This window comes from Microbulbifer sp. MLAF003 (assembly GCF_030012965.1).
Classification (GTDB): Bacteria; Pseudomonadota; Gammaproteobacteria; order Pseudomonadales; family Cellvibrionaceae; genus Microbulbifer; species Microbulbifer variabilis.
The window spans coordinates 342,909-358,403 of the sequence record NZ_CP120232.1 but is presented as its reverse complement, the minus strand read 5'-3'; the positions used below and the strand labels follow the sequence as shown (position 1 = coordinate 358,403).

Below are 15,495 nucleotides of genomic sequence, written 5' to 3'. Positions count from 1 at the left end.
CCATTAATTACCCAGCAAAAGAGAACACTAACTTTGAATACGCTTCGCTTGATCCTTGGGGACCAGCTGAATTATAAACACTCATGGTACAGAGAAAAGAATCAGAAAATCATATACTTCATGGCCGAAATGCGCCAGGAGACAGACTACGCCGCTCACCATATTCAGAAGGTAGTCGCTTTTTTGAAGCTATGCAGAATTTCGCTGAATGGCTAAAATCACGCAACAAAGAAATTTTATATTATCAATTACAAGATAGAGAGAATCAGCAAGATCTTTCTAAAAATATAAAACAGATAATTAAAAAATATGACATCATTAAATTTGAGTATCAATTACCAGATGAATATCGCCTTGATAAACAACTAGAGATTATATGTAAAGAAATACATATTGAATCTGAAACATATGATAGTGAACACTTTCTTACCAAAAGAACAGAGTTAGGTGATTTCTTTGATGGAAAAAAACTCTTCTAATGGAGAATTTTTATCATCACATGCGCAGAAAGCATAATATTTTGATAAAAAACACAGGAGAACCTGAAGGGGGAAATGGAATTATGATCAAAGTAATCGAAAGAAATGGAAAGGCGAGATTACAATTCCTAAACAATGCCAAATTAGAAAAGATGTAAAAAAAACACTGAGGAGAATAAATAAATCTGGAATTAAAACCATAGGAAGTATTGACCCAATAAATTTTCCATGGCCAAGTAATCGAATAGAAAGCCAAAAAATGCTTCGGCATTTTTGTAAATATTTATTACCTTATTTTGGCGATTATCAGGACGCAATGGACCCAAATGAAGTTTACTTGTTTCATAGCCGCTTGAGTTTTTCTCTCAACACCAAGATGTTAAGCCCTTCAGAAGTTATTGAGGCAGCAATTTCCCACTGGAGATCTAATAAAAAATCTATTCATATCAGCCAAGTAGAAGGGTTTGTTCGCCAAGTACTTGGGTGGCGGGAATATATGAGGGGAATCTATTGGAGAGAAATGCCTGATTATAGTAAGGAAAACAAACTAAATAACTCCAGTCCACTTCCTGCCTTCTACTGGGATGCGAACACGGATATGAACTGTCTTCATCAAACTATAAGCAACAGCCTTCAAAATGCTTATGCCCATCACATTCAACGCCTGATGATCACCGGTAACTTTGCGTTACTAACCCAAACAGATCCAAACCAGGTAGAAGCCTGGTATCTGGGAGTCTATATCGATGCTATTGAATGGGTGGAAATGCCGAATACTAGGGGGATGAGCCAGTATGCGGATGGAGGCCTATTAGCAACAAAGCCCTATGTAAGTAGCGGTTCTTATATTAATAAAATGAGCAATTACTGCAAAGATTGCCGATATAAGGTTAAGGAAAGAGTAGGAGATGATGCATGTCCGTTCAATAGCCTTTATTGGTACTTTCTACTTAAAAAAAGAAATACCTTAATGGCAATCCAAGAATGGCAATGATGCTCAGCACATTGGATAAAATGACGAGTCAGGAGAAAAATGATATTCAGAAACAGGCAATTAGATTTCTAAGAAAGCTCTATTCTTAAGCAGGCTGTCACTTTAATTTAATTAGTACATTTAGATCAGTTAGTTCCTTATAAAAAATCTAATCGCCATACCTTATATGTGTGAAATGTATCACGATATCACCAATGACTTATTACATGTAATTACATTCCCACCACCTGTAACTTGTACGAGGATACTATTCATCCGCACTCTAAACTAATTCCACTCTGGCACTATTTTTTTATCCCGCATAGATACACAGAGAATTTTTTTGCGTATGGGCGTCCAACCTGAATTTCAAATATTTTTGAATAGAGGCGTAAAATAACAAATACCTTTTTAGTATTTTTTTAGATAAATTTATGCAATCACTCTTTCTAAAATAGCTTTGAAAACACAATGACATTGATAAGGAATCATCGATGAGTACTCTTCCCGAATCTGCCAGCAGCATGGGACTACAACCATTTGGACAGTCGGGTACTGGCCGCTCAATTATGGCTAATGGTCAACTACATGGACTGTTAGAAGGGTACAAAGAGCTTAGCTCTATACCAAGCAGCGAGGGATATCATGCTCTAGCAATTACCAGCGCGGTTAATAGTCTTCGCGGTAGCGTGGCTCCAGTTAACTCTTTTCTTAAAGAGGGTAGTTCTACACGTCGCTGCGTTATAGGGGCAGGCTTTGAAATAGAATATGAGCTAAATAATTATTATGGTGGCCCACAAACTGATGTGGTAATTATAGATATTAGACTTACTGGAGATCAATCAGAAAGCAGAAACCGAGCTGCTTTGTGGAATGCAAATTTTTCATCTTCAGTTGATAGATGGATATCTAAAGATGCCCCTGAGTACATATTAGAAAAATCATCTAAAGTATCTGGATCAAAAGAATCTCCTTTTAAAATCGGAATCAACGGCTATAGCAGGGACTTGGATCACGCAATCAACATTTTGCCATCACATATAAGCCGTGGAGATACTAATAACCTAAATAAGTTGAAAGAAAATGGTTATCTTCTATTTTATGTACCACAAAAAGGTGCGCTTAAATCTGGATGGCGATGCGTAAGAAACTTAGGAAAAAGTATCACCAAGGAAGATCTAGAGGCTGCACGAATATTAGCCAACCATATGAAAGAAGCGCATGATAAAAATTATCATGTTGAGTGGACCAGCCATAGAGGGGGCTCTAAAGTTCTTACTGAGGCAATGAAGTTACTGGCTCAGAGACAAGTAGATCTTGCTGGAAAACAGAAGGTATTTCTTAGTGACCACACATCCAGCCAATATGCTGCGGATGTAGTTCGCCGTAAAATTGGCATGAATACAGATGATGCAACATGGAATAAATCTACACCGGGAATTGCCCAGTTAATAGGAGGCAAGAACCTTGGTACGGCAGATTTAGCCATATCTGCAAATACCCTTTTTAAACATACAGAGAAAGAGAATCGTCCAGGCCAGGCTGTTGATACTCTGCACCATGGGAGAAAACTATATAAAGCTGGTAAAAAAGCAGTGCTTACGGGTACCGGTGCATGGACGATAGTAACTACCCTATCGACCAAATTTGGAATATCCTTTACTATGGCACAAACTATAGTAGGCTTACTCGGCCTCAGTGCAGCACAAACAATTTTATCCAGTATACCGAGCCTTAATGAAGGCTATCATAAAAGTGCAGCCGAGCCTTCCAAACAATTGGCACAAAAGCTCTTTTCTAAAAAATAGGCATATAAAAAATGCTGTACAATAGAAGTAAATACCCTAAAGGGCCTGACTTTCAAAAGGCCAGGAAAATTCAAAAAGAACTGTCAGGCTGTAAAACCTCTTTTTTGGCACCTCCGCAATCTGACCCCTATTCCTCAATGGGAATCTGGGAGTCAGAACCCAATATCATTGACATCAATGACTTATCAAAATTCAAACCCCTAGAATGGAGGTTGAAATCTGGTGAGTTAAGGTATTTTTCTGAAGTACAAACTCTGTGTATTTATTCAAATAGATGGGGCTTCAATGGCTTACCCATTATTCAGGGACAGCGTGGAGATGTCAGTTTTTTTATAAATGTTAATTTAATAAAAGATTTACCCGTTAATGAAACTTTATTCCACAATAGAGTATTGGCCCAAGAAACATTCAGAATTTTTGATCTTACTTTTCTACAAAATTTACACAAAGGAAGAAAATCCACCCCTTTTGATCTGACTCCGTCTAGATGGCCATCTTTTTTAGGTCCTATCAACTTTCAATGGGTTAACCAGGGGGCAGCGATTGGCTTTATTTCGAGAGCCAACCCCTAAAAGATGACTTGGAATTGATTAACTGGAGTACTCCCATTACAGAAAAGCACTTGCTTAGCTGTCAATTCTATATTAACAGATCTTCCACGAACGCTGGAAATGCTTATCGTATAAATCAAAGTGTACAAAGAGAAAATTACTTGAGACTGACACAAGAAATCATGAACACTTTTGAAATAGAGCTAACATCCAACCATAAACAGAAATACAAACGCACTCAGTCTCTTTTGGATGCTAATGAGAAACCCATCTTAACTTGCACCAGCAAACAAATTGATAATGCAAAGCATGTCCTTCAGAGTTGGAGTGACCTAGAGTTTATAGACAGTAAAAAAAATAGTGAAGATGATCACAAAGCGTCAATCGAAGAGGTTACAAAATTTCTTGAGGATCGCATTCAACCAAAATTAATGCCAAATAGCTATCCAGCCGAAGAGGAAATACAGATATCCTCTCGAATACCCCCGAAAGAAATCCAAAAAATTTTAATTGGTGAAGAATAAAAGAATATAGATAAATATACCCAAAACAAGCTGATTGAATTACGACTACAGCTTTATAGTTTTTATATTTTATTTATACCACATAGTCAACACTGGGATAATCTATGACAATTACCATTAGCTATTCGCCACAATAGTAAACTTAAGATCACCGAGTGTCACCAAGAAATCCAACGGGACCAAGTTTCCTCAAGACAAGGGGAATTGAAAAAGATCTCTCCGGCTGCCGGCTAGCCTTTATGGCCCCTCCAAGCCAAGATCCTTATTCTTCTATGGAGAAGAGGGGAAACTGAACCTGATTCGCAGAATATTTTTGACATTTCCAATTTTCGCTCAATTGAGAAGCCTATAAAGAATGGGAAACGAGAACTTTTCTCAGGAATTAATTTTTTGAGGTTATATTCAAATCGTTGGGGTTTTAATGGTTTACCACTGTCACTTTTAAAGTGTGGGTATTTTAATTTTATTATTGATGTTCATACAATGGATGACTTACCTATCAATAATAGTCTTTTTAACACTAAGATCTTGGTTGAAGAGACATACCGGTATTTCGACTTAGCTCAGCTGCAAGAATTACACTAAGGTATTAAAGAAAATCCATTTGATCTTACACAATATAAGTGGCCGTCTTACTTAACGCCATTAAATAGCCAGTGCATTCATCAAGGTGGAATAGATTAGTTTTATTTTGAAAGTCAGCCCCTTATTAGTGGATAAGATATATTAAGTTGGTTTACTGCTATAGATGAACGAATCAAACCCAGACCACTACCTTATAGTTATTCGCTAGACAACCTAATGAAGATCACTTCAAGGCTCCCTCTGAAGAAATACAAGTTGGCTATGAACTTGAGAAGTAGGAGAATGTATAAAGATTGGCAATCTGCCAGAAAGAGAATTTTTTAACCAGCCCGACAGTTAATCTTATCGAGCTGGTTTAGCTCTATACTTTGAGAGCAAGCTGAACTCTATTTAAACATCAGCTCCGGATTCACCATAGTCTTCATCTCCAAAACATTTCCGTTTGGATCTTCGATAAAGAAGGTTTCCTGCTCATATTCATTACCGACAAAACGGCGATAGGGCTTATCCAGATATTCGAGGCCGGCGGCCTCGATACGACCTTTTAAGGCTTGGAATTCATCATCTGGTAGATGAATGCCAAAGTGAGGCACTGCAACTTCGCCCATATCCACTTTGTGGCGCACATTCGGCAATTTTTCTTCGCTTTGGTGAAGGGTTAGTTCATTACCCCAAAAGTCGATATCTACCCAGCGCCCCTCTTCACTATTGCCAGTTTTACACCCCAGAACATCACAGTAAAACTTCTTTGCCGTCTCCAGATCTCCTGCAGGAATTGCAAGATGCAGACAATTGGATTTCATATAGCCTCCCACTACTGATCGCCCCTTACTACCTAACAAATTGACACCATATAGTCATAAGCCAATGTCAAAATGATTAGATTACTTGAGCAACCGATATACACACTCGGAGCCAATTGACCCCATTTTTTTATTTATTTGACCAGGCGAAGTACAACGATAGCTACTTTCACCTGGGAGGATAATCAGAGCTTTCAACCACTCTTTACGTCTGCAAATACGCATCTATTTATAAGGAGTGGTAAGCGCAGAGACCACCTATGATCAAAAAATCACCGACAACTAAATCTAGGTCACAGCCAATAAGCAAGCTTTGAAAAATCCTCCTAAATGAGGGGTGCACTGTAACACAAGTGTTTCGAGGAATAACCGATAAAGTCTTCACTAAAGAATTCTAAGTCAATCTCCCCACCAATATTTATATTTCAAAAGGGCAGCCCCTAATTGATGGGAACTTCTATAGAATCTCGGCCAAAAATCCCTCCTCCTTCCTTTATGTAAAGAAACTATTCATAAATGCACCAACTTGGTGCTTTTACTCTATGAACCTTTACAAATGAAACCAGCTGGTCAAGACCTGAATCAATCACCGCGAACCTAACTACCCTGGTAATCAGACCAACTCCTCACTAGACCTTTTTTCCACTCCTCGTATGTGAGAGCAGTAAAAGATAACTTTATTTTTCTATTACGGATTTCGTTGGTACAGATTTGCTTTCCCTCTGTTTTAAAGCCGCAAATGCTGCAAAAAAAATACTGGAAAACAGTCGGTAAATTCTGGTACATTCCGCGACTATTTTTTAACCAACTCCGCCGACCGGAATGTCGGCCGCCAGTGCGGTTTCCGCCTGTCGCCGTAACAGAGGTAATAGAATGAAACCAACCAAGCCCCTGCTACTAATGGCTACCGGCCTGTTGTCTGTAGCTGCCCAAGCTGAAATGACCTGGAGCGACAACAGTCTGAGCCTGCTGTATGGCCGCAACTATGAAGTGAACTACAGCCTTTCGACGGATGATTCCGAGCGTTCCGTAGTAACTTTTGAGCACGCCAGCGGCCATAGTTGGGGCGATCTATTTATCTTTGCCGACTACCTGGACTCAGAAGAAGGTTCCAATGAACTTTACGCTGAAATTTCACCCCGCCTAAGCCTGGGGAAGCTCAGTGGCCGTGAGCTGGCCTGGGGACCTGTGACCGACGTACTAGTAGCTTCCACCGTTGAACTGGGCAATATGGATGACCCGGACGGCCTCACTGCTACCGGCCCGCATTTCACCAATACCCTTGTAGGCCTTGGTTTCGATGTGGCAGTTCCAGGATTCTCCTTTGTGCAAGTGAATGCATATCGCCGCGACAACGACGACAAAGCCAGCAACGAACAGCTGACCCTCGTTTGGGCCATGCCGTTTAGCCTGGGTGATGCCAGCTTCGTGTATGACGGCTTTATTGATTGGACCAGTGCTTCTGAGGATGCACACCCCAGCATGAACTTTACTTCTCAGCTGAAGTGGGATGTAGGTGCCAATTGGGGCGAGCCTAAAGCCCTATATGCCGGTATCGAATATGTACATTGGAATGACAAGTTTGGAATCAAAGATGGTTCCTTCGGGGTTGATTCCAATGAGCGTAACGTAAACCTGTTAGTAAAGTACCACTTCTGATATGAAACCCACTGATATCCAAACATCGGCGACCACAGGGTCTGGCATCTCCCAGGCCCCTCTGCTGGAAAAGCTGTTTAAGCTGTCCGAGCGCCAAACGAATGTTCGTCGGGAAGTGATTGCCGGCGTTACCACATTCCTAACCATGGCTTACATCATTTTTGTAAACCCCAATATCCTGGCGGCTGCCGGCATGGATAAAGGCGCCGTATTTATGGCGACCTGCCTGGCCGCAGCGATTGGTTGCCTGATTATGGGACTTTACGCTAACTATCCAATTGCCCTGGCACCTGGAATGGGACTAAACGCCTTCTTCGCCTACGTAGTAGTCGGCGAGATGGGTTACAGCTGGCAGGTGGCCCTGGGTGCAGTGTTTATATCAGGGGTGGTATTCCTGCTACTCAGTATCTTTAAGTTGCGGGAATGGATTATTGACAGTATTCCTCTTTCCCTACGGCAGTCACTTGCCGCCGGCATTGGCCTGTTCCTGGCCATTATCGCTTTGAAAAGCGCAGGTATTGTTGTTGCGAGCCCGGCTACTCTGGTAACACTCGGGGATCTCAAATCTATTGAAGCCATGCTCGCAGCTCTGGGCTTCTTTATTATCGTGGCCCTCTCTTACCGCCGTATGCTCGGCTCCGTGATGATCGGTATTCTCGCCGTAACAATTATTGCGCTGGCAATCGGCAAGGTTGAGTTCACTGGCCTGGTATCCGCGCCGCCGAGCCTGGCACCCACCTACCTCGAACTGGATATTGCCGGTGCCTTCGAAGTTGGCATGATCAGCGTAATTTTCGCTTTCCTGTTTGTAGACTTGTTTGATACCGCAGGCACCCTTCTGAGTGTTTCTGACCGGGCCAAGCTGTTGGACAAAAACGGTAAGCTTCCGGGTATGGGCAAAGCCCTGATGGCCGACAGCTCCGCCTCTGTGGTCGGCTCTGTTTTAGGCTCCTCAACCACCACTTGTTATGTAGAGAGTACCGCTGGTATCACTGCTGGTGGACGCACCGGTCTAACCGCTGTGGTTTGTGCCGTACTGTTTTTGCTGGCAACCTTCTTCTCACCACTGATCGGCATGATTCCCGCTTATGCAACCGCCGGGGCTCTGCTGTACGTTGGTGTCCTGATGACTTCCGGCCTGTCTTCTATCGATTGGGATGACATCACTGAAGCCGCCCCAGCAGTGATTGCTGCGGTTATGATGCCGCTGTCTTTCTCTATCGCCCACGGTATTGCATTGGGCTTTATCGCCTACGCAGTCATTAAAACACTGAGTGGGCGCAGTAAAGACGTCAGTATCAGTGTCTACGTGTTAGCGGCACTCTTTGTTGCCAAGTTCGCCTTTTTCTGAGGGGTACATAGATGAAAAAGCACTTTATCAGCGCACAGCAACTCTTAACGGATTCCTACGCGCTTGCGGAACAGATCTATCAAAGCGGCTTTCGCCCCAATTATATTGTCGGTGTATGGCGTGGTGGCGCTCCGGTTGGTATCGCAGTACAGGAATTGCTGCACGTGATGGGTGTGGATGCAGACCATATCGCAATCCGGACTTCGTCCTACCTCGGCATCGGCGAGCGTGACAAGAAGGTTCGCGTTCATGGCTTAAACTATCTGATCAAGCGCCTTGAGTCACACGACTCCCTATTAATCGTGGACGATGTGCACGATTCTGGCCTGAGTATTGAGCAAACTATCGAAGATCTGCGTGCGGCCTGTAAAAAGAATACACCGGAAATTCGAATTGCCACACCTTACTACAAGCCTAAAAACAATAAGGCTAAACGTGTGCCAGACTACTTTATCCACAAAACTGAAGAGTGGCTGGTTTTCCCACATGAAATTGACGGCCTCTCCAGGGAAGAAATCCTGGAGAACAAACCAGAACTGGCGCCCTATGTAGACCGGATTGCCACCGCCGTTTAACCACGGCCAAGACCGGGGGCCGAGCCCCCGGATCTTTTACTTCCCTGCAACACCTGCCCCCTAACCTCCCAGTAGTGCCTCCCAGCGGCAATCAAGCCCTACCCCACCACGCCCATACTCCAAACCTTTCTTAATAGCGTCCGCTTATGAAACTAAAGTTAGTTTCAGGCAATTTATTAAATAGAAAATTTGGTCCAGAATTAATTTAATAGAGCAGAAGTCGGAAAATAAAAATGAACGACAAACTCGCAGGGCTAACCCAGACACAACTCGATTCCCATTGGATGCCCTACACAGGCAACCGTCAATTTAAACGGGATCCCCGAATAATCATTGCTGCTGAGGGCTGTTACTTCACCAGTGCCGATGGTCGTCCAATCTTTGATGGGCTCTCGGGGCTTTGGACTTGTGGCGCTGGACACAATCGTCCAGAGATTACCGAGGCAATTAATCGCCAACTAAAAACTCTCGACTATGCCCCTGCATTTCAGTTTGGCCACCCTTTATCTTTTCAACTAGCTGAGCGAATCACCCAATTTATGCCTGTGGGCCTGAACCGTATTTTTTTACTAATTCGGGCTCAGAATCAGCAGAAACTTCATTGAAAATTGCTCGCGCCTATTGGCGCAAAAGGGGCTTAGCGGCAAAAACCAAGCTTATCGGTCGGATAAAAGGCTATCACGGGGTTAATTTCGGTGGAATCAGCGTGGGTGGTATAGGTGCCAATCGGGCAATGTTTGGCCCCACACTCGATTCCGACCATTTGTCACATACCCTTTTGCCAGATAACCGCTTTTGCCGTGGACAGCCACAACAGGGATCACATTTAGCTGATGAGTTACTCGATTTAATTGCCCTGCACGATGCCAGCAATATAGCAGCGGTAATTGTTGAGCCTATGGCCGGCTCGGCCGGTGTACTTCCACCCCCTGAGGGCTATTTGCAACGCCTGCGCGATATCTGCAACGAACACCAGATATTGTTGATTTTTGATGAGGTTATCACCGCCTTTGGCAGAATGGGGACAGCCACTGGAGCCGAGTTTTTCGGGGTTGTGCCGGATATTCTGAATACCGCTAAACAGCTTACCAATGGCGCTTTTCCTATGGGTGCCGTCGCAGTACAGCAGGGTATATACGATACATTTATGGAAAAAGCGGGGCCAGACTATCAACTTGAATTACCCCATGGTTACACTTACTCAGGCCACCCTGTAGCCTGTGCCTCTGCGCTGGCAACTTTGAATATCCTCAAGCAGGAGGACCTGTTCAAACGGTCCGCCGAACTTGCTTATGAGCTTGAGAAGTATATTCACCAGCTCAAAGGACTCCCCCTGATCCATGATATCCGCAATTGCGGACTGGCCGCGGGCCTAACCATTCAACCTGCTCCTGGTGAGCCTCTACTGCACCCCTTTCGAATTGCGATGAAAATGTGGAGTAAGGGCTTCTATATCCGCTATGGAGGAGACACGATTCAACTGGGAATGCCTTTCATTTCCAGTAGCGAGGAAATCGATGGTTTAGTCAATGCCCTAGCAGAATCCATCCTCGAAGTAGCCAATGGCAAATAGCCCTTTCTCAACATTGACCTTATTCCTCATCAGCCTACCGCACAAGTCCGACACCTCAGCGCACAACCCTGGCTGCTGGAACTGTAATAACTACCCCCCTTGTACAATGACATTTGGCGCTCCCAAAAAAATTTGGCCCTAGCTATATCACACATGCTGGAATGAGCGGAACACCTACTATTAGTAAAACAAAAGCAACAAAAAGTAAGACGTGAGAATACAATGATCAAAACCAGTAAGCTGATGCCGCCCAAGCTCACTGCTGCTCTGCTATGCACAGCTATACTGGCCGCCTGCGGCCAGGAATCCAGCACTTTACAAGCACAGAAGGAAACTACTTATGTGCCGGTACACAGGGCCAATATATCGGGCCTCTCTGAAGAATATGCCAAATTACGTAAACAACAGGTGGTCGAGGTTGATTACCGCTTGAGTGTCAACCTGGATGGTACTGGTGAAAGTTATTTTGGTACCGTACACGCTGATATCCAGTTCAAAAAAGCTTTACAGCAGCCTCTCACTATTGATTTTGCCGGTGGTAAAGTCGAATCGGTAAAAGTTGATGGCAAAGAAACTCCGTTCGAATATAACGGCCACTTCATTACCGTTCCCATATTGCACCTGCCAAATCGACAGCACGCAATTACAGTGAACTATCAACACCCCTATTCCAATAATGGCTCCGGACTACACCGCTTCGAAGATCCAAAAGATGGCAAAGTCTATATGTATACTGACTTTGAGCCCTATGATGCCAACCGGCTTTTCCCACACTTCGATCAACCAAATCTAAAAGCTCGTTACACTCTGGATGTTACTGCTCCAAAAGACTGGGTAGTTATCAGCGCGGAGAGGGAAAGTCGAGTAGAGGAGCAAGGAGAGCTGAAGCATTGGTTTTTCCCTCAGTCGCAAAAATTTTCCTCCTATATTTTTTCTCTTCATGCAGGCCCATACCATATCTGGGAAGATGATGCTGCCGGCATACCACTACGCCTGATGGCCCGCCAAAGCCTGGCAGAGTATGTTAAAACCGAAGATTGGTTTACTTTTACCAAGCAATCCTTTGAGTTCTTCCAGCCATATTTTGAAATAGATTACCCTTTCAAAAAATACGACCAGATCCTTGTTCCTGACTTTAACGCCGGTGCCATGGAAAACGTAGGTTCAGTTACTTTTAATGACGCCTATGTTTCACGCGGGGAAAAAACCCAGGCACAGCGTATGGGCCTGGCAAATGTCATTGCCCATGAGCTGGCTCACCAATGGTTTGGCAACCTGGTAACCATGAACTGGTGGGATGATCTATGGCTCAATGAGAGTTTCGCCACTTATATGGCTAACCTGGCCCTGGCGGAGAACAGTGAGTTTACCAATGCCTGGGAGAATTTTTATCTGGGTACCAAACAGTGGGCCTACCACTCAGATCAACGCCCCACCACCCACGCTATCCAGCTGCCCGTCAAGAATACTGATGAAGCCTTTGCCAACTTCGATGGTATTACCTACGGTAAAGGTGGCTCGGTGTTGAAGCAGCTACCCTACTATCTGGGAAAAGAGGAGTTCCGTAAAGGGGTCAGCAATTACCTGAAAGAGCTCTCCCACCAAAACTCAACACTTGACGACTTCATGGGGCATCTGGGAAAAGCCTCCGGGGTTAATTTAGATATCTGGCAACAGCAATGGCTTTACCAAGCTGGTCTCAATACCATCGAGGCCAGCTTTCAATGTGAAAATAACCAGATTAGTCATTTGACCCTCACTCAGACTGCACCGCAAGAGTATCCCACCTTACGAGAACAGCGTACGCAACTTGGCCTCTATCGTATGGATGGCGAAAATATGAAGCGCTTCGCCACCTTGCCAGTACTATATAGTGGTGCCAAAACTAATGTGGAAGATGCCAAAGGGCTGCCCTGCCCGCAAATTCTCTACCCCAATGAGGGGGACTGGGCTTTTGTGAAAGTAAATCTGGATTCGGTAACGCTGAAGAATATGGCTCAGCATATTAATGCTATCCAGCAGCCTTTTGCTCGTCTTATGATGTGGCAAAGTCTGTTTGATAGCACTTATGATACAAAACTTCCTTTAGATGAATATATCAGCTTTATTATCAGCAATGGCGCAGTGGAACAGGATATTAATGCCATCCGGCTCAATGCCCGCTATTTAAGTTTTGTCTACAGCTACCTTAACCAAATTCCGGTCGGAAAAGAGCGCCGCAACGAACTACAACAGGCGATCGAAGACTTTGTCTGGACACAACTTCAAAAAGCGGCCAGCAGTAGTGACCAGCAGAAAGTTTGGTTTGATACTTTTACCAATGTAGCCCACTCTAATGCAGCACTGGATAATGCCAAACAGTTGTTAATGGGGGAGCTCTCCGTTAAAGGTTTAAAACTAGATCCAGATATGCGCTGGGAATTAATAAGCTTGCAGAACCGTTATCTTTTTGCCGACTATGAAAAAGCCATTGCCCGAGAGTTGAAACAAGACAACTCTGACCGATCAAAGCTCAATGCTATAGCGGCTGAAGCCGTTAGGCCCTCACCGGCAGTTAAACAGAAATGGTTAGATAATTTGATCCTAAATAGAGATAAGTTCAAGTTGAGCGAACTTCGTACAGCCACTTCATCTCTGTTTACCTCAGAACAGATTGAGCTTTTCAACACTAATAGCGAACGAATATTTTCAGCTTTAGATCAGATCAATAATGAAGATTCCTCAGAGTTAATTAGTATCTATGCATATATGCTCCCCCTTATGTGCTCGAAAGAAGGCGCCCAAAAACTTAGCGATACTCTGAAGGAAAAACAACAGCTCAAACCTACGCTGGTCAAGGCATTAAAAAATCATCGCTATACCAGCGAGCGTTGCATCAAAATGGGGCAGGCTTTAGTAAAACGGTAGCAAGGTTGACCCTAATCACACAACTTGCCAGCTAAAATTATTTTAAGGGCTCTCAGAGCCCTTTTTTATTCAATTGGATTATCGAACTGATATAAAATTAGTCCTCAGCTTATATCTAGCGGTACACTCCCTGAAAAAGGTAAAGGATTTCAGGTATGAAAATTTTTGTAGAAAAAGATAATCTTGTTGATGGAGCTATTGCTAAGCTCTTGAACTCTCACCTACAGGAAATGTATAGGCACTCCCCAGCTGAAAGTGTTCATGCATTGGACCCAAAAGCCTTGCAGGATTCAACCATTACCTTCTGGAGTGCACGTATCAATGGAACTCTGGCCGGATGTGGAGCCCTCAAGGAAATCGCACAATTCCAAGGGGAGTTAAAATCGATGAAAACTAGTCAGTCCTTCCTGCGTATTGGAGTTGCCAAGGCAGTACTGGAAGAAATACTTAAAGAAGCCAGGCTTCGGAGCTATAAAGAAGTTAAGCTGGAAACCGGAAGCGGCGCAGCATTTGCACCCGCAGTGGCACTTTACCAGCGGTATGGTTTTGAGCCTTGTGCACCGTTTGCCAACTATAAAAGAGACCCACACAGCTTGTTTTTCTGTAAAAAATTATAAATACCATTATCTATTAATAATAATTATGCCTATTTCCAGAAGAGATTTTTTGAAACTCACAGGATTTTCACCTCTGGTGTTTGCTGGGATCAGTGTTGACAACTCATTAGCAAATGAGAAATCAATTCCTTTTTTAAGTCAAATGCCCGGGCTGAAAACGCCTATACAAGAAATTTATCCCGCCGTCTTCAATAATGAAATCTATGTTGCCGGTGGCTTTATTCCGTCAACCACTCCCGCTTTTTTCGGCCTTTCTCCGTCAGAGGAGAACTACATTTTTTCCCCTAAACTGCAAAAATGGCGAACTGGACCATCACTTCCCGCTCCGAGGCACCACCTCGGCATGGCCAGTAACTCAAAATACCTATACGCTATTGGTGGATTCACTGGAAAAAAGGGAACGCCTGGCAGCCCCAAAAGACTGTTTGGAGGCTATCCGAGGCAAAAGAGCAGTGGAGCTCTGCACCATCACTTCCAGTACCAATAGCGGAAAGTGTGCATGTCTCACTCTTGGAGAAAATCCATGTTATTGGTGGAAAGTCCCCCAATTCTGAATCCAAAAACCGAGACAGCAAAAAGCACTATCTATTAGTTGATAATAAACACTGGGAAACAGCGGCACCCCCAAGTATCAATAGGAACTCAGCAGCAGGTGCAGGTCTCAATAACAGAATTTATGTTGTGGGTGGTCGGCAGGTTGGCGACAGCACAAAAAAAGCTAAAAATCTTTCGTATTTTGAAGTTTATGACTCCAATCTTGACAAATGGGAAAAGATAAGGCCATTGCCACAAGCACTTGCTGGTCTTACTGCAACGCCACTTAACGGAAAAATCGTCGTTACCGGAGGTGAGGCATTTGGCCCTAATGGCAACTGGAAGACAGGTACGGTATCCAGTGCTATTTGGATCTATGATCCACTCAGCGATCAGTGGGGTAAAGAAGCGAAACTCAATGAAACACGTCATGGTCATGGCGCCGCTACTATAGGTAACAACCTCTATATTATTGGCGGCGCCGCCAAAGTAGGCCCACAGGATACACTTGGTTCCATGGTAAAATTGAGCTGGAGAGAATAACTGATTTAATCAC

At 43.8% G+C, this 15,495-nt stretch carries 12 protein-coding genes and 2 pseudogenes; 13 read left to right on the top strand and 1 reads right to left on the bottom strand.

Features of this window, described 5'->3' with window-relative positions; genetic code table 11:
- Window positions 1-33: 33 nt before the first annotated feature.
- From P3339_RS23265 to P3339_RS01705, 5 genes and pseudogenes are all read left to right on the top strand, one after another.
- Window positions 34-645, top strand: a pseudogene (locus P3339_RS23265) (cryptochrome/photolyase family protein); the annotation flags it as partial.
- 93 nt (window positions 646-738) lie between these two features.
- Window positions 739-1,473 (top strand): cryptochrome/photolyase family protein, encoded by a 735-nt coding sequence (locus tag P3339_RS01720; RefSeq protein WP_282952236.1) that lies wholly within the window; start codon window positions 739-741, stop codon window positions 1,471-1,473.
- Window positions 1,474-1,946: 473 nt separating this feature from the next.
- On the top strand, window positions 1,947-3,260 hold the full coding sequence (locus P3339_RS01715; RefSeq protein ID WP_282952235.1) for a hypothetical protein: 1,314 nt from the start codon (window positions 1,947-1,949) through the stop codon (window positions 3,258-3,260).
- Between the two features lie 11 nt (window positions 3,261-3,271).
- Complete coding sequence (locus tag P3339_RS01710) at window positions 3,272-3,832, top strand: hypothetical protein (RefSeq protein ID WP_282952234.1); 561 nt, start codon at window positions 3,272-3,274, stop codon at window positions 3,830-3,832.
- Between the two features lie 140 nt (window positions 3,833-3,972).
- A complete protein-coding gene (locus P3339_RS01705; RefSeq protein WP_282952233.1) occupies window positions 3,973-4,335 on the top strand; it encodes a hypothetical protein in 363 nt (120 codons plus the stop codon).
- A 971-nt stretch (window positions 4,336-5,306) separates the two neighbouring features.
- On the opposite strand, the gene P3339_RS01700 is transcribed toward P3339_RS01705, so the two are convergent.
- The gene (locus tag P3339_RS01700) at window positions 5,307-5,723 is read right to left on the bottom strand and encodes a VOC family protein (RefSeq protein ID WP_020414234.1); all 417 of its coding nucleotides are present in this window, start codon (window positions 5,721-5,723) and stop codon (window positions 5,307-5,309) included.
- 873 nt (window positions 5,724-6,596) lie between these two features.
- Between P3339_RS01700 and P3339_RS01695 the strand changes: the two genes are divergently transcribed.
- The 8 genes and pseudogenes from P3339_RS01695 (at window position 6,597) to P3339_RS01660 (ending at window position 15,482) form a co-directional block, all read left to right on the top strand.
- The gene (locus tag P3339_RS01695; RefSeq protein ID WP_020414233.1) at window positions 6,597-7,382 is read left to right on the top strand and encodes an outer membrane protein OmpK; all 786 of its coding nucleotides are present in this window, start codon (window positions 6,597-6,599) and stop codon (window positions 7,380-7,382) included.
- A 1-nt stretch (window position 7,383) separates the two neighbouring features.
- Window positions 7,384-8,733 carry an NCS2 family permease gene (locus P3339_RS01690; protein WP_020414232.1) on the top strand — a complete coding sequence of 450 codons (1,350 nt, stop codon included), beginning with the start codon at window positions 7,384-7,386 and terminating at the stop codon, window positions 8,731-8,733.
- 11 nt (window positions 8,734-8,744) lie between these two features.
- On the top strand, window positions 8,745-9,308 hold the full coding sequence (locus tag P3339_RS01685; protein WP_020414231.1) for a phosphoribosyltransferase: 564 nt from the start codon (window positions 8,745-8,747) through the stop codon (window positions 9,306-9,308).
- Window positions 9,309-9,541: 233 nt separating this feature from the next.
- Window positions 9,542-10,881: pseudogene (gene aptA, locus P3339_RS01680) on the top strand (omega-aminotransferase AptA).
- A gap of 222 nt (window positions 10,882-11,103) precedes the next feature.
- The gene (gene pepN, locus P3339_RS01675) at window positions 11,104-13,788 is read left to right on the top strand and encodes an aminopeptidase N (protein WP_282952232.1); all 2,685 of its coding nucleotides are present in this window, start codon (window positions 11,104-11,106) and stop codon (window positions 13,786-13,788) included.
- A 155-nt stretch (window positions 13,789-13,943) separates the two neighbouring features.
- On the top strand, window positions 13,944-14,405 hold the full coding sequence (locus P3339_RS01670) for a GNAT family N-acetyltransferase (protein WP_020414228.1): 462 nt from the start codon (window positions 13,944-13,946) through the stop codon (window positions 14,403-14,405).
- A 49-nt stretch (window positions 14,406-14,454) separates the two neighbouring features.
- A complete protein-coding gene (locus P3339_RS01665; RefSeq protein WP_282952231.1) occupies window positions 14,455-14,892 on the top strand; it encodes a Kelch repeat-containing protein in 438 nt (145 codons plus the stop codon).
- On the top strand, window positions 14,787-15,482 hold the full coding sequence (locus tag P3339_RS01660) for a Kelch repeat-containing protein (protein ID WP_502867325.1): 696 nt from the start codon (window positions 14,787-14,789) through the stop codon (window positions 15,480-15,482). Before P3339_RS01665 ends, P3339_RS01660 begins: the two co-directional genes overlap by 106 nt.
- The last annotated feature ends 13 nt before the right edge of the window (window positions 15,483-15,495 follow it).